The organism is Flavobacterium limi (assembly GCF_010645075.1).
In the GTDB taxonomy this organism is placed as follows: Bacteria; Bacteroidota; Bacteroidia; order Flavobacteriales; family Flavobacteriaceae; genus Flavobacterium; species Flavobacterium limi.
This window is the reverse complement of the sequence record NZ_JAADZV010000005.1, coordinates 129506-154427: the sequence shown is the minus strand read 5'-3', so window position 1 is coordinate 154427 and position 24922 is coordinate 129506. Positions and strand designations below refer to the sequence as shown.

General features: G+C 38.2%; 22 protein-coding genes. 18 read left to right on the top strand and 4 right to left on the bottom strand.

Features of this window, described 5'->3' with window-relative positions; genetic code table 11:
• Window positions 1-103: 103 nt before the first annotated feature.
• The 7 genes from GXM16_RS12090 to GXM16_RS12060 all read left to right on the top strand — a co-directional run bounded on the left by GXM16_RS12090 (window position 104) and on the right by GXM16_RS12060 (window position 10343).
• Window positions 104-439 carry a DUF6660 family protein gene (locus GXM16_RS12090; protein WP_163394697.1) on the top strand — a complete coding sequence of 112 codons (336 nt, stop codon included), beginning with the start codon at window positions 104-106 and terminating at the stop codon, window positions 437-439.
• A gap of 379 nt (window positions 440-818) precedes the next feature.
• Window positions 819-5168 (top strand): CusA/CzcA family heavy metal efflux RND transporter, encoded by a 4350-nt coding sequence (locus tag GXM16_RS12085; protein WP_163394696.1) that lies wholly within the window; start codon window positions 819-821, stop codon window positions 5166-5168.
• 11 nt (window positions 5169-5179) lie between these two features.
• Entirely contained in the window at window positions 5180-6439 is a 1260-nt protein-coding gene (locus GXM16_RS12080; RefSeq protein ID WP_163394695.1) for an efflux RND transporter periplasmic adaptor subunit, read from the top strand.
• A 22-nt stretch (window positions 6440-6461) separates the two neighbouring features.
• Window positions 6462-6749 (top strand): heavy metal-binding domain-containing protein, encoded by a 288-nt coding sequence (locus tag GXM16_RS12075; RefSeq protein ID WP_163394694.1) that lies wholly within the window; start codon window positions 6462-6464, stop codon window positions 6747-6749.
• A 95-nt stretch (window positions 6750-6844) separates the two neighbouring features.
• Window positions 6845-7342, top strand: coding sequence for an MgtC/SapB family protein (locus GXM16_RS12070; protein ID WP_341874177.1), 498 nt, complete (start codon window positions 6845-6847; stop codon window positions 7340-7342).
• A complete protein-coding gene (locus tag GXM16_RS12065) occupies window positions 7314-8291 on the top strand; it encodes a bestrophin family protein (protein WP_341874176.1) in 978 nt (325 codons plus the stop codon). Before GXM16_RS12070 ends, GXM16_RS12065 begins: the two co-directional genes overlap by 29 nt.
• A gap of 351 nt (window positions 8292-8642) precedes the next feature.
• On the top strand, window positions 8643-10343 hold the full coding sequence (locus tag GXM16_RS12060) for a heavy metal translocating P-type ATPase (RefSeq protein WP_229684343.1): 1701 nt from the start codon (window positions 8643-8645) through the stop codon (window positions 10341-10343).
• A gap of 516 nt (window positions 10344-10859) precedes the next feature.
• On the opposite strand, the gene GXM16_RS12055 is transcribed toward GXM16_RS12060, so the two are convergent.
• The 4 genes from GXM16_RS12055 to GXM16_RS12040 form a co-directional block, all read right to left on the bottom strand.
• Complete coding sequence (locus GXM16_RS12055) at window positions 10860-11540, bottom strand: DUF1345 domain-containing protein (RefSeq protein WP_188726545.1); 681 nt, start codon at window positions 11538-11540, stop codon at window positions 10860-10862.
• A gap of 203 nt (window positions 11541-11743) precedes the next feature.
• The gene (locus GXM16_RS12050) at window positions 11744-12415 is read right to left on the bottom strand and encodes a response regulator transcription factor (protein ID WP_163394692.1); all 672 of its coding nucleotides are present in this window, start codon (window positions 12413-12415) and stop codon (window positions 11744-11746) included.
• Between the two features lie 286 nt (window positions 12416-12701).
• Entirely contained in the window at window positions 12702-13040 is a 339-nt protein-coding gene (locus tag GXM16_RS12045) for a hypothetical protein (RefSeq protein ID WP_163394691.1), read from the bottom strand.
• Between the two features lie 173 nt (window positions 13041-13213).
• A complete protein-coding gene (locus GXM16_RS12040) occupies window positions 13214-13399 on the bottom strand; it encodes a hypothetical protein (protein ID WP_163394690.1) in 186 nt (61 codons plus the stop codon).
• Window positions 13400-13717: 318 nt separating this feature from the next.
• Between GXM16_RS12040 and GXM16_RS12035 the strand changes: the two genes are divergently transcribed.
• The 11 genes from GXM16_RS12035 (at window position 13718) to arsB (ending at window position 24900) form a co-directional block, all read left to right on the top strand.
• A complete protein-coding gene (locus GXM16_RS12035) occupies window positions 13718-14476 on the top strand; it encodes a phosphatase PAP2 family protein (protein ID WP_163394689.1) in 759 nt (252 codons plus the stop codon).
• A 477-nt stretch (window positions 14477-14953) separates the two neighbouring features.
• Window positions 14954-16159 (top strand): di-heme oxidoredictase family protein, encoded by a 1206-nt coding sequence (locus GXM16_RS12030; protein ID WP_163394688.1) that lies wholly within the window; start codon window positions 14954-14956, stop codon window positions 16157-16159.
• A gap of 2 nt (window positions 16160-16161) precedes the next feature.
• Window positions 16162-16602, top strand: coding sequence for a Rieske (2Fe-2S) protein (locus GXM16_RS12025; protein ID WP_163394687.1), 441 nt, complete (start codon window positions 16162-16164; stop codon window positions 16600-16602).
• Entirely contained in the window at window positions 16599-17831 is a 1233-nt protein-coding gene (locus GXM16_RS12020; RefSeq protein WP_163394686.1) for a hypothetical protein, read from the top strand. The genes GXM16_RS12025 and GXM16_RS12020 overlap by 4 nt, the downstream gene beginning before the upstream one ends.
• A gap of 785 nt (window positions 17832-18616) precedes the next feature.
• Window positions 18617-20785 carry a TonB-dependent receptor gene (locus tag GXM16_RS12015; protein WP_163394685.1) on the top strand — a complete coding sequence of 723 codons (2169 nt, stop codon included), beginning with the start codon at window positions 18617-18619 and terminating at the stop codon, window positions 20783-20785.
• Window positions 20786-20789: 4 nt separating this feature from the next.
• Complete coding sequence (locus GXM16_RS12010) at window positions 20790-21581, top strand: cation diffusion facilitator family transporter (RefSeq protein WP_163394684.1); 792 nt, start codon at window positions 20790-20792, stop codon at window positions 21579-21581.
• Window positions 21582-21778: 197 nt separating this feature from the next.
• Entirely contained in the window at window positions 21779-22111 is a 333-nt protein-coding gene (locus tag GXM16_RS12005) for an ArsR/SmtB family transcription factor (protein ID WP_163394683.1), read from the top strand.
• 10 nt (window positions 22112-22121) lie between these two features.
• Window positions 22122-22607 carry a GNAT family N-acetyltransferase gene (locus tag GXM16_RS12000; protein ID WP_163394682.1) on the top strand — a complete coding sequence of 162 codons (486 nt, stop codon included), beginning with the start codon at window positions 22122-22124 and terminating at the stop codon, window positions 22605-22607.
• An 85-nt stretch (window positions 22608-22692) separates the two neighbouring features.
• Window positions 22693-23166, top strand: coding sequence for a DUF6428 family protein (locus GXM16_RS11995; protein ID WP_163394681.1), 474 nt, complete (start codon window positions 22693-22695; stop codon window positions 23164-23166).
• A gap of 46 nt (window positions 23167-23212) precedes the next feature.
• A complete protein-coding gene (locus tag GXM16_RS11990) occupies window positions 23213-23827 on the top strand; it encodes an arsenate-mycothiol transferase ArsC (protein ID WP_163394880.1) in 615 nt (204 codons plus the stop codon).
• Between the two features lie 2 nt (window positions 23828-23829).
• Entirely contained in the window at window positions 23830-24900 is a 1071-nt protein-coding gene (gene arsB, locus GXM16_RS11985) for an ACR3 family arsenite efflux transporter (protein WP_163394680.1), read from the top strand.
• Window positions 24901-24922: the final 22 nt, after the last annotated feature.

Below are 24922 nucleotides of genomic sequence, written 5' to 3'. Positions count from 1 at the left end.
AGTATGGCTTCTGAATACTGCACTATACGATATTGTAAAGCATGAAATATAAATTTTCCATAATTTTATTGGAAGGTTAAAAATAATTATTTACTTTTATTGCGTGAAAATACTAAGCTTTATACTAACTATCTATCTGCTAAGCCTCTCAGGGATTACCTGCGCTGATACCGAAGCGTATAGTGCTGTATTAAAAGCTGCCGAGATATCACAATCCCATCATAATGACAGTAATTCACACAAAGGAGAAAGAGACTTATGTTCCCCTTTTTGCAGCTGCGCCTGCTGTGGAATTCAGGTGGTCAATAATGTGAATACTGTTTCCTTTGATTTCCCCGTTACCATTCAGGAAATTTCTCCTAAGGTATCACAATACCAATCTACTTTAATATCAAGCTTCACTGGAAGCATTTGGCAGCCCCCTCAGATCAATTCATAATATTATAGCGACCCAGGCAGCTTCACAATTGTGTTGTATTGTCGTCTCATAATAGTATCAATTAATTATGCCAAAATGATAAAATCAAAAAAAAAGGCTGTACAGCCTAAAAAACCCTATGCTGTTCTGCGAACAATTATCACAGTTCTGATTTGCCTATTACTGCTATTGGGAGTCGGTGCAAGAATTTATCACTTTTTCACTGTACACCGTCCTTAGAAGAACAGGCAAATTGATCAGTATACTGTACTTAGATCGCAGTCACCTCCATTTCCATTTTTTTTAGCAGTGCCCCTCATTTGGCATGCCATCAATAATGCAGATCAAACAGGGAGAGATCATCAAAACCGCTTTTATACATTTAATTTACAATAAGATAATGTTAGATAAAATAATTCATTTTAGTATCAATAATAAGTTTATTATTGGATTATTCACCTTGGTACTTATAGCTGTAGGAAGCTATTCGCTTTACACGCTCCCTATCGACGCCTTACCGGACATAACCAACAATCAGGTGCAGATTATCACCAGCTCCCCTACACTTGCCACTCAGGAGGTAGAACAATTCATCACCTATCCTATAGAACAGTCTGTAAAATCAATTCCCAGGATGGTTGAACTTCGTTCAATCAGCCGTTTCGGACTGAGTGTCGTAACAGTGGTTTTTGAGGAAAACGTTGATATCTACTGGGCACGCGCCCAAATTGCCGAAAGAATAAAAGAAGCAGAAAACACAATACCAAAAGGCGTAGGAGTTCCCGAAATGGCTCCCCTTAGTACTGGGTTGGGAGAAATTTACCAATATGTGGTATTCCCCAAAAAAGGGTATGAAAACAAATTCAATGCTACGGAATTAAAAACAATTCAGGATTGGATTATCAAGCCCCAGCTTATCGGAACAAAAGGAGTTGCCGAGGTAAACACGCTGGGCGGTATACTTAAACAGTACGAAATAGCTGTTCAGCCGGATAAGCTCAAAAGCATGAATACCACCATAACGGAAATTTTCGATGCACTGGAGAACAACAACGAAAATACCGGCGGTGCTTATATCGATAAAAAGCCTTACGCCTACTTCATCAGAGGTATTGGTATGGTTAATAATATCGATGACATTAATAAAATCGTAGTCAAAAACCAAAATGGAATCCCTATCCTTATCCGCGATGTAGCAAAGGTGCAAATTGGGGCAGGAATTCGTTACGGAGCTGTTACCAAGGATGGCAAAGGCGAAGAGGTTTCAGGGATGGTAATGATGCTTAAGGGTGAAAACAGCGGTGAGATCGTAAAGATCGTAAAAGAAAAAATGGAACAGATCAAAAAATCACTCCCTGAAGGCGTAGAAATTGAGCCGTTCATGGACAGAACTGTTCTGGTTAATAAAGCCATTTCAACTGTTGAAAAAAATCTGATTGAAGGCGCCCTTATTGTAATATTCATTCTTGTGCTATTGCTTGGCAACTGGAGGGCCGGACTTGTAGTAGCTTCTGTTATTCCTCTGGCATTGTTATTTGCCATCACGATGATGAAACTATTTGGTGTTAGCGGTAACCTGATGAGCCTTGGAGCTATAGATTTTGGTCTTATTGTAGATGGTGCGGTTATCATCGTAGAAGCTATTATACATCGACTTCAGGTCAGCAATAAAGGCAAGCTCAATACAGCAGAAATGAACGAAGAAGTGTATCAGGCCTCTTCTAAAATCAGAAGCAGCGCCGCCTTTGGAGAAATCATAATTCTTATTGTTTATCTGCCAATTCTTGCCCTTGTAGGAATTGAGGGAAAAATGTTTGGACCAATGGCCCAAACCGTTTCTTTTGCGATATTGGGTGCTTTCATACTCTCACTGACCTATGTTCCGATGATGTCTGCCCTTGCTCTTAAAAAAGAAACCGGACATAAGAAAAACATCAGTGACAAAATAATCGATTCCATTTACCGCTTCTACAGCCCTTTGTTGGAAAAAGCCCTGAAAGTAAAAGCAGCCGTTATAGGCGTTGCGCTGGCTCTTTTTGTAGTTGCCCTGTTTGTTTTTAATTCACTGGGAGGTGAATTTATACCACAACTTGATGAAGGAGACATCGCAACACATCTTATTATAGCATCAGGAAGTTCACTTACACAGGAAATAGAAGCGACCACAAAGGCAGAAAAAATACTAAAGGCTAAATTTCCTGAAATCAAAATGATCGTTACCAAGATCGGTAGTGCCGAGATACCAACAGATCCTATGCCGATTGAAGCGGGTGATATGATCATTACCCTTAAAGATAAGAGTGAATGGACTTCTGCTGAAACCAAAGAGGAACTAATGGAAAAAATGGAAGAGGCCCTTGAGGAGATTCCAGGCGCTTCAACCGAGTTTTCGCAACCGATTCAAATGCGTTTCAATGAGCTGATGACCGGAGTAAGAAGCGATGTTGCCATTAAAATATTTGGTGAAGATATCGATATGCTGGTAAGCAAAGGTGAAGAAGTTGTACAGCTTATAAAAGGCGTGAAAGGTGTTGCAGATGCAAAAGCAGAACGTGTTGCAGGTCTGCCACAAATTACAATCCGTTATAATAAAGATAAATTAGCCCTTTATGGCTTAAAAATAGGCGACCTCAATAGGGTTGTTCGCATGGGATTCGCAGGTGAAGCTGCAGGTGTTGTCTATGAAGGCGAAAAGCGTTTTGACATGGTTGTGAGACTCGACAATGAAAGCCGCAAGGATATTGAAAACTTAAGAACGCTATTTATTACACTGCCTTCTGGAAGCCAGATTCCCTTAGAGCAGATTGCCGATGTAAATTATGAAGATGGTCCAATGCAGATCTCACGTGAAAACGGCAAGAGAAGAATTGTTGTCGGTTTTAATGTGCGCGGAGGTGATGTGGAAAGTATTGTAAAGGAAATTCAGGCCAAACTGGATACTAAATTAAAACTGCCGGACGGCTATTACACTACCTACGGAGGGTCTTTTGAGAACCTTATCGATGCAAGCAAGCGTCTTTCCATAGCAGTTCCGATCGCTCTGGGACTAATTTTAATTTTGCTTTACTTTACCTTCAATTCTATTAAGCAGTCCCTGCTAATTTTTACAGCCATTCCCTTATCGGCTATTGGTGGCATTTTTGCCCTATGGATCCGCGATATGCCCTTTAGTATATCTGCCGGTGTAGGATTTATAGCGCTATTCGGTGTAGCAGTACTTAACGGTATTGTACTTATAGGATATTTTAACCAATTAAAAGCAGAAGGAATGCAGGATATACATGATAGAATTAGAGAGGGAACCAAAGTCAGACTGCGTCCTGTGATTATGACAGCGGCAGTAGCGTCACTGGGATTCCTTCCAATGGCCATTAGCACCAATGCCGGGGCAGAAGTTCAGAAACCACTTGCGACTGTTGTTATTGGCGGACTTCTCACTGCAACATTGCTTACATTGATCGTACTGCCGATCCTTTATCTGTACTTTGAAAAAGGCATAGGTAAGATCAAAGGTCCTGGAAAAACTGCCCTTACTATTGCAGTTGTAGGTTTGTTTTCTATAGCAGCAAATGCACAGGGACCTGTACAGCCTATTACTTTAGGTACAGCCCTTGACCTGGGTTTGAAAAACAACAAAAGCATACAGGCGTCCCAGCTAGATACACAAGCACAATCGCAATTGCTGGGGTCCGCGTGGGATCTTCCAAAAACCGAGTTCCTGGGAACTTTTGGAAAAATTAACTCACAGGCAAACGACAAAAATATTACAATAACCCAAGGCATAAGCCCTTTTCAAATTGCTGCCCGCAAAAGATTGCTGACCGAATACAGCAAGGCAAGCCAGACAAGATTGGGCATCACCAAACAGGAAGTAAAATACAGCATTCGCCAATCCTGGAACACCATGCTGTATTTTCAAAAGCAAAACCGTATTCTTGAAAAGCAGAATGTGATTCTGCAGAAGTTCGTAAAATCCGCAGCTCTGAAATTCCAGACCGGGGAAACTAACTCGCTTGAAAAATCTATTGCCATTGCCAAGCAGCAGGAACTCGAGCAGCGTATAAAGGAAAACAGCACACAGCTGCAGGTTGAAATCTCCAATTTAAAAACGCTGATGAACCTTGACGGTGATTTTACAGTCTCCGATACCACTTTTGTTCCCATACCTTTTGCTATTTCGGCAGACACTACCCTTGTGAAACAAAATCCCGGACTTCAGCTTTCGGAGAATCAGGTAAGAGTCGCACAAGCCAATTATAAAGTTCAAAAGTCAGTATTGCTTCCCGATTTTTCAGCCGGATATTTCATACAATCCATTAGTGGAAGCCAGGACCCTTACAGCACTGCCATAGCAGACAATTCATTGCAGTTCCAAGGTTTCTCAGTGGGAGTTTCCCTACCTGTTTTTGCCGGAAGCGGCGCTGCCAAAGCAAAAGCAGCCAAAACTACCATAGAGGTAGAAAAAAAGAATTCGGAGTATCTTTATGCTCAGGTAAAAACTCAATTTGAACAATTAGCCAAACAATTGCAGACGTATCAGTCGCTGATTGACTTTTATCAGAATACTGCAATTGAAAATGCTAATTCAATAATTCGAAATGCAACAAAGGGATATCAAAACGGTGATATTTCCTATGTAGAATATGTTCAAAGTATTGAAACAGCCTCAACGATACAATTAAACTATAATGATGCTATCAGCAAATACAATCAGACAGTGATTGCAATTCAATATTTAATAAATCAATAATTTAAGTTATAATGAGAAAATCAAACATAATATATTCAATAGCAGCTGCTGTAGTAATTGCAATAATTCTTTATTTCATACTTGGCAAGGATGATGCGGAAATTCCAAAAGAAGCAGATAAAACCGAAGAAAAGCTGGCCGGAATCAAGGAAGTGGAACTCAATGAAGCTCAGTTTAAAGGTTCACAAATAGAGCTTGGTGGCTTTTCCCAGAAAAACTTAAGCGATGTTATCAACGCTAATGGTTATACAAAACTGCCTCCACAGAATCAGGCAGATGTATCAGTGTTTACTACAGGAATCGTCAAAAGCATTTCTGTTATCGAGGGCCAGCATGTGAATAAAGGACAAGTCGTTGCCACTATCGAAAGTCCTGAATTCTCTAAAATGCAGGAAGCTTACCTTACCTCCAAAAGCAATTTAGAGTACCTTAAACTTGAATTTGAAAGACAAAAAATTCTGAGCGCTGAGGAAGTTAACTCTAAAAAAGTATTCCAGCAGACAAAATCCAATTATGAAACTGAAAAGGCAAGATTCAATTCTCTTCAAAAGCAGCTATCAACGTTAAATATTAACCCAAATGGTCCTGCAACCTCCACTGTAGCCGTAAAGGCGCCTATTGCAGGATTTATAACTGAAATTAATATCAAATTGGGGAGCAACGTTGAAGCCGGAAAACCACTGCTTGGCATTGTAGATAATTCAAAATTGCATGTCGATCTGCTGGTTTACGAAAAAGACCTTCGCAAGGTAAAACCGGGCCAAGATGTACGGTTTATTTTGACCAATCAGGATAATACGGAAATTAAAGGAAAAATTTTCAGTGTGGGCAAATCATTTGAAAATGAGACCAAATCAGTTGCCGTGCACGCGGATATCATCAATGACAAGCAACAGTTAATTCCTGGAATGTATATCAATGCCCTTATCGACATCGGCATAAAATCTGTGAGCGCTCTTCCTGTGGAAGCTATAGTTAAAGCTGACGGCCGCGAATTTATATTTGTTCTGGAAGAGGGTCATAAAGAAGAAGAAGCCCACGATGAAAAGCAGGGGCACGCTCACGACGATGGAGACAAACACGAAGAGAATGAAGGCAAAACCTATCATTTCCAGCGTATTGAAGTAAAAACAGGAACCTCACAACTGGGATTCATACAAGCTACCCTTCTTCAGAAAATCGATGCCGGCTCCAAAATAGTGACCAAAGGCGCGTATTATATCCAAAGTCATTTATTAAAAAGTGAAGGCGGCGGAGGTCATGACCACTAATAAGATCATAAAGACCTTCATTATGAAAACCAAAATTATATTTATTATTTTGATACTAAGCGCATTAACAGCTTTATCCTGCAGGAACAATGACCGAAAAATTTCTGCCCACGATGACCAAAAACATGAGCATAAGGATTCAGACCTGCACACACTGGCTTATGAATGCCCAACGAATTGTGAAAAAGGAAAAGTATATAAAACGAAAGGGAAATGTCCGGTATGCCAAATGAAACTTATCAAAGTGAACCAGGAAAACCATCAGGGACATAAGCATGATCCAAAAAACCATCAAGGTCATGAGCATTAGGTTTTAGGGACCTAAAATTGATGAACCAGTGCTGGAATAAATCTAAGACACCAGGTACGGCATATAATGGCCTGGTTTTAAAGATTAAAAAAGCCATGTTTGGCAATAAATTCGTAATTTACATAGATATGGATATTAATACAGAGCTGTTTATACTTCTAAAACTGCTGGTTTCCTTAATTTTAGGATTCTTCATAGGCTTGGACAGGGAACGACACGGCCATGATGCCGGGGTACGGACATACGCAGCTGTATCTATAGGTGCAACACTGTTTACCTCCATTACAGTTCATCTCGCAGCAGACCCAGGTGCTGCATCAAGGGTAATAGCCAATATTATAACAGGAGTAGGTTTTCTTGGGGCAGGCATTATTTACCGAAACAATCACGGGGAATCTTCACATGGCCTTACAACTGCTGCTACAATCTGGTGCACATCGGCCGTCGGGGTAGCCGTTGGTCTGAACATGTATATAATTGCCGTGGCAAGTGCTGGTGCATTGTATTTTTTACTTTCCCTACATCACCAGAAATGGTATATCAGGTGGAAAAAAAAGATAAAATATGACCATTCAAGTCATAAGGAACTATAAATTATTGGGGATTAGTGATCTGGCTTTCCTAATAATTAATTTTATAAAAACCCTAAAAGCGACTACCATGCTAGTTAAAAACAACAAAAGTTCCATAGTGTTTTTCATTAAATCGATCTGGGTTGATATCGCAGCTATCATAACCTATGCTTTGGTAATCGGTACCCTTGACCATAATACCATATTGCGTGAAATTGCAATACCTCTTCCCATTACCAGTATAATGGGGACAATAGTAGGATTGCTTCTTGCTTTTCGTACCGCACAGTCCTATGACCGCTGGTGGGAGGCAAGAAAAGTGTGGGGAGAAATTGTCAATGATTCCAGAACATTAATCAGGCAGACCAAACAGTTCCTGCCTGATTCAGATTCTGAATTAAAAGAATTTGCCCAGAGACAGGTTATCTGGTGTTTTGCTCTATCGGAAAGCCTGAGAAAGATTCCATTCTCCAAGCGGGTCGGATCTTATCTTGAGCAGCACTATATAAAGGCAAATAATGTTCCCGCAGAGCTTTTGAACAGACATGCGGATCAGCTGGCACTTGTAACAAAAAAATTCGGACTAAATGACAATAAACAGGTGCAGATCGATACTACTATTGCCCGGCTGAACGACGCTATGGGAAAATGCGAAAGAATTAAAAACACCGTATTTCCAAAATCCTACAGCTTACTGATCCACTTTCTGATTTATCTTCTTACCTCTATCCTTCCCTTTGGACTTGAAGACAGTTTTCCGGCAATTGAAATTGTTTTGACCATTGTTATATCCTCTACGTTTATAGCAGTGGAAAAAACCGCCATCATTATGCAGGACCCTTTTGAGAACAGTCCCACCGATATACCCATGACTGCACTCTGCACTGTTATAGAAAACAACATAAAGGAAATTTGCAGCGATACAGTCATACCGGCGATTCAAACAGACTCTTACTATTACATTAACTAGTTATATAATAACCTTGCGGTATTTTCCAATACCGCCTTAAAAAACTACATTATGAGTGAAAACACCCAAAATACGGATACTCCAAATAGAACTCCTGTTGGAGATCTAGAAGAAAACAACAAAGTAACAACTGTCCAGCAAGAAGAGCAGCACTCGGACAGTGACGGACACGACCACGGGGCTGAAGATACTGATTCGGGATGGAAAAGTCACTGGCAGCTTCTGCTAGCCATAGTCATACTTGTGATCATGCTGGTGCTTGAATTTGGTTTTAAATTTGTACCGCCGTTTCCAGCTGACCTTATAATATTTACGGCAGCCTATCTCCTTGCCGGATACAATGTCTTATACATGGCTTACAGAAAGGCCATAAGATTTGACTTCTTTAATGAATTTTTCCTAATGAGCGTTGCCACAATTGGCGCCTTTGCCATTGGTTCCTACAGTGAAGGTGTTGCCGTGATGGCATTTTATTCAATAGGGGAATGGTTTCAGGACGCAGCTGTCAACCGTGCGAAAAGAAGCATTAAGGCACTTTTAGACATTAGACCCGATCAGGTCGCGGTGCAGAGGGACGGCGGCTTTGTAGTTGTAGACCCGAAAGAAGTAAAACCCGGTGAAATCATCCAAATAAAGCCTGGAGAGAAAGTAGCCTTGGATGGTGAACTGATTTCTGAAAAAGCGTCCTTCAATACAGCAGCCCTGACAGGAGAAAGCAAGCCCGATACAAAAAACAAGGGAGAACAGATTTATGCCGGAATGATTAATCTAAATACGGTTGCCGAAATAAAAGTAACTTCGCTTTTTCAGGACAGCAAGCTCAGTAAGATTCTTGAGATGGTTCAGGATGCCACCTCCCGTAAATCACAGACACAGCTCTTTATAAGCAGATTTGCAAAAATATACACCCCTATTGTTTTTGCCCTGGCTGTTGCAGTCTGCTTCGCTCCTTACTTCTTTGTAGACCCTTACGAGTTTAATGTATGGTTCTACAGGGCTTTGGTATTTCTTGTGATCAGCTGTCCTTGTGCCCTTGTGGTTTCAATCCCTCTGGGTTATTTTGGCGGAATAGGACTTGCCTCCCGAAATGGTATTTTATTTAAAGGATCGAATTTTCTTGATGTAATGACTGAAATCAATGTAGTGGTAATGGACAAAACCGGAACACTGACCGAAGGCATTTTTAAAGTACAGGAAATCAATTCAAAAGATATAGAAAAGGAGGAACTCCTTAAATATGCTGCGGCTATTGAAAGCCAGTCCACCCATCCGATCGGGCTTGCAGTGGTCGAACATGCAGGTAAGGACAGTATTAAGAGCATTGCAATTTCCAATGTAGAGGAAATTTCCGGACATGGTCTTAAAGGAATTATCGACGGAAAAGAAGTTCTTGCAGGAAATACCAAGCTGATGAAAAAATTCAACATCGAATATCCAGCTGAAGTTGATACTATAGTATATACTATTGTAGTTCTTGCTATTGACAAACAATATAAGGGACACATTACAATTGCTGATAAAATAAAAGAGGATGCGCCAAAAGCGATCAAAGATCTGCATGATTTAAAAATAAAAACTGTGATGCTCTCGGGAGACAAGCAGACCGTTGTGGATGAAGTTTCCAAAAGTCTGGGAATCGACAACGCTTACGGGGATTTACTCCCGGAAGGAAAAGTGGAAAAAGTAACGGCACTGAAAAACGACGGTAAGAAAATTGCCTTTGTCGGCGACGGTGTCAATGATGCACCTGTCGTAGCGCTGGCAGATGCAGGTATCGCTATGGGAGGACTTGGCAGCGACGCTACAATTGAAACAGCGGATATCGTGATACAAAATGATCAGCCTTCTAAAATTGTTACAGCCATAAAAATTGGAAAACTGACAAAGAAAATCGTATGGCAGAATATAATCCTTGCAATGGTCGTGAAGGTAATAGTTCTGGCATTGGGAGCCGGAGGTGTGGCCACACTTTGGGAAGCGGTAATCGCTGATGTCGGGGTATCCCTTTTAGCTATCTTAAACGCTGTAAGGATCCAGAGATTAAAAATGTAACAATAGCACCGGCAGCACAAAACCAATATTTTGCATAATTAAAGTGCCGGAAAGTTATCATTATATCTATAGAAGTAGCATCTATATTATAGAACAAGGGAGCAATCGTCATTCGATCGCTCCCTTGTTTTTTTTTTGTATTTCATACTACAGCCGATAGAAAAATTCCAGATTTTATTGGCATAAAAAATGTATACCGGCTGCGACATCCTTTTCCAGTTGGAATATTGAAATATTTAAAGCTTTTCTATACTCGCTTTAATTCACATAAGATTGCTTATTTCATTTCAATTAAAAAGAGGATCATAGGTAAATAAAGACATACCCGGCAGGGCAGTTTCTCCCAGCTGATGAGTTAAACTGTTTGTTAAGCCGCTGCGTTTAGCTGCACAGCAGCTCGAAAAGATCCTGTGCTCCAGGTGATACCGGAGGATCAGCTGAAATGCTTTATTAGGCAGCATACCTCCTTATCAGGCTTTTGTGATTTGCGTTATGCCTTTTAGATCTAGGCCGAAGTTATTTTTGAATCAGTCCAGCAATTATGTTAATGCTAAGAGCCAAAATAATGGTATTAAAGAAGAAAGAAAGCAGTCCATGCAGCAGCGCTATCCTTCGTATGTGCCGGGCTGTAATATTAACATCTGATACCTGAAAGGTAGTTCCAAGCACAAATGAAAAATAACAAAAATCCAGATAGTCAGGAGTATTTTCATCAGGAAAATCAAGACCTCCGTATACCTGTCTGCCTTCTTTCTGCTTCCCAACGGCATAGTATAGATGAGCATATTTAAAAGTAAAGGTGGTATGTACCAGCCACCACGCAAATATGGCTGAGAAGATTGTCAATAAAATATGGGTAGTGAGTTCTGCGCCTTTCATTTCTTCTGAAGTTTTGTAAAATAAAACTATGCCAATCATGCTGATCAGCGAGGCCAGTAAGATTAAAATCATAATTAGTGATCTTCCCGAATCCTGCTTTTCAGCTATTTTGTGAAGCTCTTTGGGATGACATGTAAAAATGGACATCCAGGATAAAAAAAGAAACATCCCTGAGAACGCCAGCCAGGAGGCCATCCAGTGAATAGAGGCTTTTTGAAGATCTCCCAAAATAAAAAAAGTGCCAATTCCAGTGCCTATTGCAATATACAGCCTTATGTGGCTGTCAATTTTGGTAATCCAGTTCTTTCTTAACTTCAAAACTTACTATTTTATAATTTATAATTTACGTTGAAATACTTTGCGTGATCGCTTTTTAAAGCCAAAAATTTCTACCACTGCATCATGTTAAATTTACTGACTTAAAAGAAACAGTACTATATCATACGGTTAATAGCTACATCTGATTCTGTTTATGACTATATTCTGTAAATCGTCATGATTAGAATTCAGATGTGGGCTTTTCAGATTTCGTCTGCCATAAAGCCAATACCCCTTATGGTTCGCAGTCTTTTATCATCGGCATTGATACGGAGTTTTTTTCGTATGTTACTCATAAAAACATCGATGATACTTGCGTCATATTCATAATCTATTCCCCAGACTTCCCGTATAATATCCACTCGTGAACAGACCTCTCCTTTATGCCGCACCAGGTAAGCCAGCAGAAGAAATTCTTTGCGGGTCAGCACCACCTCCCTGTCGGCTTTAAATACTTTGTAACTGCTCATTTTTATAATAATATCCGAGAGTCTATATTCACGTTCTGACTTGTTCTGTCCTTTTTTTTCATACACCATGATCCTTGATAGCAGCTCGGCTCGACCAAATGGCTTTTTTATGTAATCGTTAGCACCGCACTCCAACCCTATAATGGTATCTTCGAGGTAATCCTTAACTGTGAGAAAAATTATAGGAGTATGGATATCATACACTCTTATCGCCTGGCATACTTCCATGCCTGATGCTGATGGCAGTATCCAGCTTACCAGTATAAGGTCATAGTTTCGTGTTGTTGCCCGCAGGACTCCCTCCTGTCCATCTTCGGCAGTATGGACAAAGTGTCCCTCGTCCTCCAGCCCAAGGCGCAGGAAATCTACACTTTTTGGCTGGTCATCAATTATAAGAATATTCATTTTCAACTAGGTAATTAATGGTTAGAGATTTGATTACAATCCTAAATTGTAAGATTTATTTCGAAAGGCAGTCTCAATGCATATGCAATTAGTCTGCAGATCTAAAACTAAGCCCAGCCTTTTTAATTAGAAATTCATTTTAATTACTGATATAATACTTACAGACGCAATGCAGAAAATAAAATTTCCCCTGCCTTAGGTCAATATGGATTGCAGCATTTAAACCATACTGAAATTTGACAAATGCCTTCTGAGGCACCTGCGAAAAAATGAAAGGAAATTTTGGCTATGCTTGGGCGTAACCTATCTGGGGAGGCTGCCATATGCAACTAAGATAATGGGAAGGAAAGGATTCGTACAGCCTGGAAGTACCTGTCTTAAACTGAAAAGTAAAATAAAAAGAAAGTTGATTTACCTCAGTAAGAGCAACAGCTCCTTTACAGCTTGCACACTGGCAAAACGAGCAGCAAACAGCTTTGTGGTCATGATTATCGCTGCTTTTTTGAAGAGAAATACTATCCTTCTCAACAGTAGAGGGAAGCTCCATATCCCCACATGGAATCAACAGCAATGTCAGTAGACGTATTGCCAGTAAAATTACAAAAATGGATCTTTGACAGCTCATCAGTGTAAATCTACAAAAAAAACAGACAGATTGAAAAGTAAATATTATTTAATACCAATTTTTCCAGAGAGCATAGCGATTGAAAAAGTGTTTTTATTGATAATAAAACCGCTATAACAATAAAAAACGCCCCCTTATCAATAGACTAAGGGAGCGTTAAAACATCTTTGGGATTATTTGTTTTTTTTGTGGTGTTCACCTTCTAGATGGTGCTCTTTCTCTGTGTGATGCTCCTGCTCATCATGATGCTCAGGATGATTTTTTCCTGCTTCCCCTTCGTGGTGCTCAGGATGTGTATGATGCTCCTTATGCTTGTCGTGTTCAGGGTGGTCATGTCCCTCTTTTTCCTTTGTGCTCATAATAAATAATTTTTAATTAATAATCTTAATAACCTGTTTTGAGCAATCTTAATGATTGCTCAGCGATATGTTTATACTAAATTACTTTAATCACTCAGGTGAATTCTTAGGATTTACTTAAGATTAAATGAATAACAAAATATTAAGAATTTATACCTGATTAATTTTCAACCTTTGGTGGTTGTACAAGATTTCAGATTGTAGAAAAAATTCTGCCTGGAGAAAAATTAATATCTTTATTTAAGAGTCTCAAAATAAAGCATTTTGCTGATCTAACTGGATCGCTTTATATCTAAAATATATTTCAATAATTTATATATGAGAAGAAGTATCATTTCATTGCTTTTGCTAATATCTTTTACAGCCTTCGCCCAAGGATTCAAAGCAAGAGACAGCATTTTTACAGATTCGGTTAAAAATATACAATTCAATTATAAACAGCTTATAATTCCAGGTGTACTGGTAGGATATGGATTCTGGGGAATTGATAGCGGACAGATTAAAAGTTTTAATTTTCAGATTCGCAATAAAATTACAGAAAACATAGACAAAAAAGTAACCCTTGACGATTTTTCACGGTACGTTCCCGCTGTTTCAGTTTATGCGCTTAATGCATTTGGTGTGAAAGGAAAAAATAATATCAGAGACCGATCGGTGATTTTAGCCACTTCCACTATTTTTACTATAGGAAGTGTTATGGCATTAAAATCCATAACCAATATTGAACGTCCGGATGGAACCACTAATAATTCTTTTCCTTCTGGTCACGCCGCTATAGCTTTTGCAGGAGCTGAGTTCCTTTATCAGGAATATAAAGATCAATCCGTATGGTATGGAGTGGCTGGCTATGCCATTGCTACAGGAACAGGATTATTTAGAATGTACAACAACAGGCACTGGCTTACCGATGTAGCAGCTGGAACCGGAATTGGAATATTAAGTACCAAAGCAGCATATTGGCTCAATCCCTATATGACCAGAAAAATATTTGGAAACAAAGAAGGCGATCCTACTTCTTTTCTGGTCCCATCGTACGACGGAAGACAGTTTAGAATCACATTTGTAAAATCATTTTAACATATACCAATACGAATTTATACCTGATAAAATTAGTAGCACTATGGATGCGGATAGCTGTTATTTCTCTGGAAGTTTAAAATTTCCGGATATATACCATTAAATAAATCACTGATTATGAATGCACCTTTTCTTACCTACGCTTGTAAATAAACCCTTTAAATATAGTATTCATTTAAAATTGAGCTGATCTTCTGTGCAATACTATTTGCAGGAATAGCTCAGTACCTGAATTCCATCGCAATTGTAAATGCAGAACCATAACAAAAATCACTTTCATGTAATGGAAATGATACATATCTGATGTAGAAAATAGGGCCTTACATAGAGGCCTATTGCATAAAACTGTTTGCTGGATCAATAATTTTGCCACGTGATCTAATTTTAAAGTATATCTGTAACGTTTTGCACTAAAAAACAAAATAAAAAATTAAGAAGTATTTAAAAAAATATTTAGATTTGTCTAAAAATAAAATCATGTATCATTTAAATATTTTTTTAAGACTACCTTTCTTGCTGCTGCTCTATTGTTTTACACTATTGTCATGTGATACAAGTTATGTTGAAATACCAGCCGATAATGAACTACTGGACGGTCCGGTTGACGGTTTGTCGAATTCTGAATCTGCACAATTCCTAAGAGGTGATGCAGCAGTAAATGAAGTTTTTACCAGAGAAACAGGTCTGGGACCAACATTTGTTGGGACGAGCTGCATCAATTGCCACGTGGGAGACGGAAAAGGGCATTTATTTACAACACTTACCCGTTTTGGACAAATTGATCAGGCAGGAAATCAATTTTTAAATCAAGGAGGCCCACAACTTCAAAACAGAGCTTTACCAGGTTACTTGCCCGAACAAATCCCAGCCGGGGCAACATTCTCTAAATTTACACCGCCAGCATTTACAGGCCTGGGCTTTTTACAATATGTTTCCGATGCTGATCTAATCCAAATGGCCGATCCCGACGATAGTAATGGTGATGGTATCTCAGGTACTGTAAACTGGATTATTATTCCTGGTTATTCAATTCCAACTTCCAATGCAGTATCCCAAAACAGCAAACATATTGGACGATATGGCAAAAAAGCATCTGCTTTTGATTTATTGCATCAAACCGTTAATGCCTACAATCAGGATATCGGAATTACATCTGTATTTAATCCAATTGATCATTATTCTAATTTAGAAATTAACCCTGAAATCTCAACTGCTAAAGTCAATGATGTTATTTTTTACTTAAGCACCTTAAAAGCTCCAATTCAACGAAATCAAAATGATGCCGATGTTATTCGCGGTAAAAATATATTTACTCAAATTAATTGTGTGGCTTGTCATAAAAGTAACCTTACAACAAGTTATTCTCCCATAAATGCACTTTCTTATAAAACTTTTGCCCCATATACTGATTTGCTTCTACATGATATGGGAAGTGCATTAGATGATGGCTATACCGAGGGAAGTGCCAAAACCTATGAATGGAGAACTGCTGCGCTTTGGGGGATAGGTCTTTCAGAAAATTCACAAGGAGGAACCTTATTTTTGATGCATGACGGTCGTGCAAAAACTATTGAACAAGCCATAACATTACATGGCGGCGAGGCCCAACAAAGCAGAAATGCATTTGAAAAACTTTCTAAAGAAGATAAAGAAGCTTTACTGAAATTTATAAAATCATTATAATAATGGATAGAAAACAATTTTTAAAAACATGTGGTTTTGGATGTTTGGCAGCAGTAGCCGGGGCTACTTTATTACAAAGCTGTACTTCTTCACAAATTCTTTCAAGGGAAATTAAAGACACGGATCTTTTAGTTCCTGTTTCTGATTTTATTTTAAAAAAAGGAACAGAAACAGCATTTAAAAAATACATAATCATCCAAAATGAAATATTAAAAGCGCCAATTTGTGTGTATCGCTTTAATGCAAATGATTATTGCGCCATGTTTATGTTATGTACCCATCAGGGCGCGGAATTACAGGTTTTTGGAGATAAGCTGCAGTGCCCGGCGCACGGAAGTGAATTCAGTAGCCGCGGAATTTTAGAAAACGGTCCCGCCAATGAAGACCTTAGAAGGTTTCCAGTGGCAATAGAAAACAACATGCTAAAAATATCTTTAAAATGAGATTAAAACTACTTTCATTTCTGGCGATCGCTTTTTTCTCTTATGCAAATTGCTGTGCACAAATTGACCCCACGCTGTTAAAAAGGCTGCCTAAAGATACTGTGCAAAACATCCTGAATATGGATGCTCTTTACAACAGACCAGCATTAAACATCAGCAAGACCCCAATATCCATAGGCGGTTACCTTGAAATGAACTGGCAAAAACTGACTACAGACGGAGTATCGGAAGGCCATCAATTTCAGGCGCGAAGGCTCTCCATATTCATGTCATCAGCTATTAGTAAAAGAGTGAAGTTTTTAAGCGAAATTGAATTTGAAGACGGAGGAAAAGAAATTGCAATTGAATTTGCATCGGTAGATATTGAATTTGACCCTTTGATTAACCTGAGGGCCGGAATAATTCTAAACCCAATAGGCTCTTTCAATCAAAATCATGACGGACCCAAATGGGAATTTACCGATCGTCCAATTTCTTCAACTCAAATGCTGCCCGCTACATTTAGCAATGCCGGTGCAGGGCTTTTTGGAAAAAAATATACAAAAAACTGGATGTTTGGGTATGAAGCTTATTTGTCGGGCAGTTTTGACAACTCTATAATTGAGAACACAGAAAATAAAACTTTTCTGCCCGCTGCGAAAAATAACCCTGAACGATTTGAAGAAATAAATAGCGGTGAACCTTTATTTACAGGAAAAATAGCCCTTAGAAATAACAAAATTGGTGAACTGGGAATTTCATATATGGGTGGGATATATAACAAATTTCAGGATGACGGAATTATAATTGACAAAAAAAGACACGTCGCCGTATTTGCTTTGGATTTTAACACTACGCTTCCAAAAATAAAAACCTTTATCACTACAGAATTTGCCTGGATTTATGTTGATGTTCCTGAAACCTATTCCCAGCAGTTCGGCAATAAACAAAAAGGAGGCTTCATAGATATTGTCCAGCCAATCCTGAGAAGATCAATTCTGGGATGGGAAAAAGCAACCCTAAATGTCGCCTGCAGATTGGAGTACGTGGACTGGAATGTTGGGAAATTCAAAGAGACAGGTACCAATATTGGGGAAGACCTATGGAGCATTATGCCTGCTATTAGTTTTAGGCCCAGTTCTCAAACAGTAATTCGTCTGAACTACCGTTATTTAAAACAAAGGGATATTTTTTCCAATCCTCCGTCTGTTACTGATGGCTTTAATTTAGGGATTTCAACCTATTTCTAATATTTTAAGTACTCCTGCATTTAGATAGCCTATACATTAAACGTGGCATGAAAATTGTCTTAGATTCAATCTTAACACTAAAATAATTCAATATGAATAACAGGCTAAACTGCTGGAAATGTGTGATAGTACTTACCGGCATAATGGGATTTCTTTCCTTTTTTTCACAATATTAAAACTTCATTATAGTTCAATAATTTTTAAAATTCTAAAAATTGACTTCAAATCATCCACAAGCCCCTTTCGAGAGATTGGGGCTAAATTTTACAGATGTATGATGTCTAATGACCAATCTGCTTAAAATAATTATTTGAAATCAATGAAGCTTCACACAAGAAATTATTAATAAGTTTAAATAATTGTCAAAATATATCTAAATTTGGGATGTGAAATTCTTTCTAACATTCTTATCAATAATTGTACTGATTCTTTCAACAGTACCCTGTTCCGCATTCTCTAAGCATTCAAAATGTGATACAGAGAAAAATTGCAAAAATGAGTCGCATAATTGTGGAAACAACTGCAACGGAAGCTGTTCTCCTTTTTATTCCTGTGGAAGCTGTACAGGTTTTACAATTACACATACTTCTATAATCAAAATTTCTGAAAAGCTTGAATTTATAACAAATGAGATACCTCAGCCTATCTTTTACAATAAGTTTGTTGATTCCTCATTCACTTGCAAAATTTGGCAGCCGCCTAAAATATCTTAATATTTTAAATAGTTCTAACTTCATGATTCTAGATAATGAATCTATTTATGTATTAATATTAAGAAATAATAAATGTTTAAATATATTATATTGACTTTGGCAATAGTAACTATTGGCACAGCGCATGCACAAAATACAGTTAAATTCCTCCTTAAAAATGCTGAAACAAGTGAGGCAATGCCCGGTGTAACTGCCAGTATTGGGCAAACTAATCTATCATCTGTTTCAAACGCGGAAGGACTGGTTATTTTTGAAAATCTGCAGCAAGGAGTTTATAATGTTTCATTTTCCATGGAAGGTTATAAATCGCAAATTGTACCGGTTACAGTACCCTTTAAAAATGAATTCTTAGAAATTTCATTAGAGAGCGAGGCTGAAGAGATGGATGAAATTATAGTCACTTCTACCAGGGGTACACGAACTATAAGCAATATTCCAACCCGCGTTGAACTTATTGCCGGAGAGGAACTTGAGGAAAAAGCCAATATGAAACCCGGGGATATCAGAATGATGCTTAATGAAAGTACCGGTATCCAAACCCAGCAGACCTCCGCAACTTCCGGAAACTCCTCTATCAGAATTCAGGGATTAGACGGAAGATATACACAAATATTAAAAGATGGTTTCCCTGTTTATTCCGGAGCTTCAAGTGGCCTGGGATTACTTCAGACACCTCCATTGGACTTAAAGCAGGTAGAGATAATCAAAGGATCCGCCTCTACACTTTATGGGGGTGGCGCAATTGCAGGTTTGGTTAACCTAATTTCCAAAACACCGACCGAGGAAAGAGAACTTCGATTTTTATTAAATGGAACTTCTGCCCTTGGTTTGAATGTCAATGGGTTTTATTCACAGCGATTTAGTAAAATTGGATTGACCGTTTTTGCCTCACATGATCGAAATGCACCTTATGATCCTGCCGATATCCAGCTTACGGCTATTCCAAAGTTTGAGCGCTTTAATTTCAACCCGAAATTATTTGTTTATTTTAATGAAAATACTAAGCTTAATTTTGGCATAAATACCGTTTTCGAAAATCGTATTGGCGGAAACATAGATTACATAAAAGACCAGAGCAATTTCCCAGACAGTTATTTTGAAAAAAATAAAACAAAGCGTATCAGCACTCAATTTACACTTACACATAGGTTAAGTGAAAAGGAATTACTGACATTCAAAAATAGTTTTAATAATTTTAGCCGTGTCATCACGATTCCTGATTATACTTTTGACGGTCTTCAGAATAGTACTTTTTCTGAAATTACCTATTCGTTTAATGGCGAAAAATCCGAATGGGCTGCGGGAGCCAATTTATATACTGATAAATTTACAGAAAATAGTACTACTGCTTTTCCTTTAAGAGATTATAATCAGATAACATATGGGGCTTTTGTTCAAAATACCTTAAAAGCGAAGGAATGGCTGGATATTGAAACCGGTCTTAGAGGTGATTATGTTATTGATTACGGGTTTTCACTATTGCCAAGAATTTCCGCTTTGTTTAAAATCACTCCTAAACTTACCTCAAGACTTGGCGGTGGATTGGGTTATAAAACACCGACTATATTTACCGAGGAAAGCGAGCGTATTCAGTACCAGAATGTATTGCCAATCAATAGTGATTTTAACAAACTTGAAAAAAGCTATGGCGTTAATTTTGATGTAAATTACAAAACTAATATTACTGAAGATATATCTTTGTCGATCAATCAGTTATTCTTTTATACCAATGTAGATAATCCCCTGATCCTAACTTCGCTTCCTGACAATATTTATCAGTTTGTAAATGTAGATGGTTATTTAGATACGAAGGGCACTGAAACAAATCTAAAATTAGGCTATAAAGATTTCAAGCTATTTCTAGGGTATACCTATACTGATGCATCGATAGATGACAATGGTATTAAATCTGAAAATCCTTTAACAGCCAAACATCGATTGAACAATGTTTTGATGTATGAAGTAGAAGATAAATGGAAAGCTGGTTTGGAGGCTTATTATTACAGTCCTCAAAAATTAAATGATGGGACAACTGGAAGAGAATACTGGATTTTTGGTTTTATGGTCGAAAAATTATGGGAGAATTTTTCTGTTTTTGCTAATTTTGAAAACTTTACCGACACCAGACAAACGAAATTTGGAAGTATTTATACCGGCCCAATTTCAAATCCTGTCTTTAAGGATATTTATGCCCCCCTTGATGGATTTGTAATAAATGCTGGTTTAAAAATTAAGCTATAGTGTTATGAAAAAAAGCACCTATAACATTAAAAAGATGGATTGCCCTAGTGAAGAGCAGCTTATCAGAATGAAGCTTAGCAGTATAAATCAAATAGAACGTCTGGATTTTGATATTCCAAACAGAAAATTAAGCATTTATCATTCAGATGACGCCAATAGTATCACTAGTGCTATTGACAGTCTTAATTTTGACAGCACTTTATTGACCTCTGAAGAAACACTGGATATTTTAACTCCAACAGATGATTCCGGGCAAAGAAAATTGTTATGGCAGGTTTTGATTATAAATCTCTCATTCTTTCTTATAGAAATTATCACCGGATTTATTTCCAATTCTATGGGATTAGTGGCCGATAGCCTGGATATGCTGGCTGATAGCATCGTTTATGGTTTGGCACTATTAGCAGTTGGAAGCACCGTGTCAAGGAAAGTGAGCGTTGCACAGATAAGTGGATACTTTCAAATTGTTTTGGCGATTTTAGGCCTTATTGAAGTGATTCGAAGATATCTACATCAGGAAAATATCCCAAATTTCCAAACCATGATCATAGTCTCCGTGTTTGCGCTGTTGGGTAATTCACTTTGCCTTTATTTACTCCAAAAATCAAAAAGCAAGGAGGCACATATGGAAGCAAGCATGATTTTTACTTCCAACGATGTTATCATTAATATCGGGGTAGTAATTGCCGGTATTTTGGTTCACTATACCAACTCCATGATACCTGACCTGTTAATTGGCATTTGTGTTTTTGCGATAGTAGGCAGAGGCGCTTTTAAAATATTAAAACTGAAATAATACTATTTGCCAGACGATATTAAGCTGTTTGCTGCTTTTATAAACTTAAATAGTTCCGCCTGGCTCCTGCCACAAAAGTTTCATAGGCCTTTAAACATTGATGTTTAAAGGCTTATCTATTTAATTATCTAAAAAAATAGTAAAAATCTTTTTATAATAAATTTTATATCGTAATATTGCAATATAAACATAAAGCAATGGGAGCTACAAAAACAGATCATTTTACAGACAATCAAAACCAGCTTGCGATTTTGGCTAAAGCATTAGGGCATCCTGCCCGAATTGCAATTATGGAATACCTGCTAAAAGTAGATACCTGTATCTGCGGAGATATAGTTAACGAACTACCGCTATCACAGCCTACAGTATCGCAGCATCTTAAGGAACTTAAAAATGCGGGTCTCATAAAAGGCAGCATTGATGGCAACTCTATTTGTTACTGTATTAATGAGCCTGGACTGGAAAAAATAAAAGGATTTTTTGAACACATTAGTGCTCATTTAGAAAAAAAGAGAAACGAGTGTTGCTAAATTAAGTACTATGGAAATCAGAAAACTATTGGATACAGATTGGCCGCAGGTTCAAGTAATTTACGAGAAAGGCATTAAAACCGGAAACGCTACTTTTCAGACAAGCGCCCCTTCATGGGAAGAATGGAATGAATCGCATCTCGCTTCCTGCAGGATTGTTGCCCAAAGTAATGACCAGATCATAGGCTGGGCAGCCCTTACACCTATTTCCTCACGGTGCGTTTATGCGGGCGTAGCAGAAGTAAGTGTTTATGTTGACCCGGAGCATTCCGGCAAAGGAATTGGTCTTGCGCTTTTAAATGAGCTTGTTCATTTAAGCGAAGCTGAAGGTATATGGACACTTCAGGCCGGTATATTTCCGGAAAACATTGCTAGCCTGCGTATTCATGAAAAAGCCGGATTCAGGATTTTAGGTGTCCGCGAAAAAATTGGGAAGCAAAATGGCCTTTGGAGAGACACCGTTCTTCTAGAAAGAAGAAGTGCACTGATCAAATAAATAGTATTAGAAGTGCATCAAAAGAGATTAATTTAATCATAGTTATTTCTTTCAAATAAAATTATAAACTTTAAAAACATACATTATGAAACTTTCACAAATTAAAGAGGTATTAAAAACCGTAGAGGCTGTAAATTTTGAATTGCCAAACGGAAATTTTGTTCCGGAATATTTCCATGTAACAGAAGTGGGCCTGATCACAAAAAACTTCATCGACTGTGGCGGAACAGTAAGAAAAGAAACAGTTGTAAATTTTCAGCTTTGGGATGCCAATGATTATGAGCATAGGCTAAAACCACAAAAACTGGTTCATATTATCGAACTTTCAGAAAAGGTTCTGGGTATTGAAGATCATGAAATTGAAGTTGAATATCAGGATACTACAATTGGTAAGTATGATCTTGATTTTAATGGCAAAAATTTTGTGTTATTAAATAAACAAACTGCCTGTCTGGCTCAGGACCAGTGCGGAATCCCTTCAGATAAATCGAAAGTAAAATTATCACAGCTCAATGGCGAAAGTACAAATTCATGTGCTCCCGGCTCAGGCTGTTGTTAATTTCAAAATAACTATTAAAAATTTACTATCATACCAGACAAAAACTATGTTATTTACTGAAATAAAAAACACCATTAGTTCATTTGATTTTAACCAGATTTCAGAGGAGCGTAAAACTATCCTGCAGCCATTAGTGGATTATATTCAAAATAAAGTTGACAGCAAACTGCCGATTCGGCTTAATATGATCTGTACACATAATTCCAGAAGAAGCCATTTGTCTCAGATTTGGGCGCAGACTGCTGCTACACATTTTAGTGTACAGAATGTTTCCTGTTATTCGGGAGGCACTGAAGCTACTGCCCTATTCCCAAAGGTGGCCGAAACCCTGCAAAATTCCGGGTTTAAAATAAAAACTATTTCAGAAGGGCAAAACCCTGTTTATTCCATAAAATTTGGGGCTAATGAACTTCCCGTTATCGGTTTTTCTAAAACTTATGATGATGATTTCAATCCTGAAAGTGAATTTGTCGCGATCATGACCTGCTCACAGGCAGATGGTGGCTGTCCTTTTATTGCCGGCGCCGAAAAACGTATTCCAATAACCTTTGAAGATCCAAAGGTATCAGACGGCACACCGCAGCAAAAAGAAATATATCTGGAGCGAAGCCTTCAAATTGGAACTGAAATGTTTTATGCATTCTCACAAATCAAACAATAAAAATGTCAGCAAATAACTGTGCGCCTGCCGAGGGACGCAAACAATTAGGTTTCCTTGATAGATTTTTAACCCTTTGGATTTTCCTTGCAATGGCCCTTGGGGTTGCGATAGGATATTTCATTCCTTCCAGCGGAAATTTTATCAACTCTTTTTCCAGCGGGACAACCAATATCCCTTTGGCAATTGGGCTGATTCTGATGATGTATCCGCCTTTGGCAAAAGTGAAATACGAACAGATGGGGCAGGTTTTTAGAAACACTAAAATTCTTGGTGCTTCCCTATTCCTGAACTGGATTGTCGGTCCAATTTTAATGTTTTTACTGGCCCTGCTTTTTTTAAGCGACTATCCAGAATATATGATCGGTGTCATTTTGATTGGTTTGGCACGTTGTATTGCCATGGTTGTAGTTTGGAATGACCTGGCAGATGGGAACAGGGAATATGCTGCGGGCCTTATTGCACTTAACAGTATTTTTCAGGTATTACTTTACAGCGTGTATGCTTATATCTTCATAACTGTTCTTCCTCCCTACTTTGGTTACAACGGATTTGAAGTTAACATCAGTATCGGGCAGATCGCCGAGAGTGTAGGGATATATTTGGGAATTCCTTTTGCACTTGGAATCATAAGCCGTTACACGCTTATTGCACTAAAAGGTTCAGAATGGTTTGAAACTAAATATGTACCTTTTATTTCTCCCATTACACTTATATCACTGCTTTTTACCATTATAGTGATGTTCAGCCTTAAAGGCGAACTAATTGTTCAGATCCCTATGGATGTTGTTCGTATTGCAGTTCCACTTGTAATATACTTTACCATCATGTTTCTGATTAGCTTTTTTGTTGGAAAATATTTTGGTGCTGACTATTCAAAAGCAACGGCAATAGCTTTTACGGCCACAGGAAACAATTTCGAACTTGCAATTGCAGTGGCAATTGGTGTGTTTGGCATAAACAGCGGTCAGGCATTTGCAGGAGTTATAGGGCCTTTGGTAGAAGTACCGGCGCTTATAGCACTGGTTAATGTTGCGTTCTGGTTCAGAAAGACGTATTATTTAAAAACAGTATAGTTTTCTATACTAATTTCCTGAA

Bases quoted from the DNA above. Each gene is read 5' to 3' on its own strand.
- GXM16_RS12065 (WP_341874176.1), top strand. From the start codon at position 7,314: ATGACCATTCAAGTCATAAGGAACTATAAATTATTGGGGATTAGTGAT.
- GXM16_RS12025 (WP_163394687.1), top strand. From the start codon at position 16,162: ATGGATAGAAAACAATTTTTAAAAACATGTGGTTTTGGATGTTTGGCA.
- GXM16_RS12075 (WP_163394694.1), top strand. From the start codon at position 6,462: ATGAAAACCAAAATTATATTTATTATTTTGATACTAAGCGCATTAACA.
- GXM16_RS12050 (WP_163394692.1), bottom strand. From the start codon at position 12,415: ATGAATATTCTTATAATTGATGACCAGCCAAAAAGTGTAGATTTCCTG.
- GXM16_RS12040 (WP_163394690.1), bottom strand. From the start codon at position 13,399: ATGAGCACAAAGGAAAAAGAGGGACATGACCACCCTGAACACGACAAG.
- GXM16_RS12015 (WP_163394685.1), top strand. From the start codon at position 18,617: ATGTTTAAATATATTATATTGACTTTGGCAATAGTAACTATTGGCACA.
- GXM16_RS12000 (WP_163394682.1), top strand. From the start codon at position 22,122: ATGGAAATCAGAAAACTATTGGATACAGATTGGCCGCAGGTTCAAGTA.
- GXM16_RS12060 (WP_229684343.1), top strand. From the start codon at position 8,643: ATGGCTTACAGAAAGGCCATAAGATTTGACTTCTTTAATGAATTTTTC.
- GXM16_RS12035 (WP_163394689.1), top strand. From the start codon at position 13,718: ATGAGAAGAAGTATCATTTCATTGCTTTTGCTAATATCTTTTACAGCC.
- GXM16_RS12010 (WP_163394684.1), top strand. From the start codon at position 20,790: ATGAAAAAAAGCACCTATAACATTAAAAAGATGGATTGCCCTAGTGAA.
- GXM16_RS12005 (WP_163394683.1), top strand. From the start codon at position 21,779: ATGGGAGCTACAAAAACAGATCATTTTACAGACAATCAAAACCAGCTT.
- GXM16_RS12080 (WP_163394695.1), top strand. From the start codon at position 5,180: ATGAGAAAATCAAACATAATATATTCAATAGCAGCTGCTGTAGTAATT.
- GXM16_RS12045 (WP_163394691.1), bottom strand. From the start codon at position 13,040: ATGAGCTGTCAAAGATCCATTTTTGTAATTTTACTGGCAATACGTCTA.
- GXM16_RS12085 (WP_163394696.1), top strand. From the start codon at position 819: ATGTTAGATAAAATAATTCATTTTAGTATCAATAATAAGTTTATTATT.
- GXM16_RS12020 (WP_163394686.1), top strand. From the start codon at position 16,599: ATGAGATTAAAACTACTTTCATTTCTGGCGATCGCTTTTTTCTCTTAT.
- GXM16_RS11990 (WP_163394880.1), top strand. From the start codon at position 23,213: ATGTTATTTACTGAAATAAAAAACACCATTAGTTCATTTGATTTTAAC.
- arsB (WP_163394680.1), top strand. From the start codon at position 23,830: ATGTCAGCAAATAACTGTGCGCCTGCCGAGGGACGCAAACAATTAGGT.
- GXM16_RS11995 (WP_163394681.1), top strand. From the start codon at position 22,693: ATGAAACTTTCACAAATTAAAGAGGTATTAAAAACCGTAGAGGCTGTA.
- GXM16_RS12070 (WP_341874177.1), top strand. From the start codon at position 6,845: ATGTTTGGCAATAAATTCGTAATTTACATAGATATGGATATTAATACA.
- GXM16_RS12030 (WP_163394688.1), top strand. From the start codon at position 14,954: ATGTATCATTTAAATATTTTTTTAAGACTACCTTTCTTGCTGCTGCTC.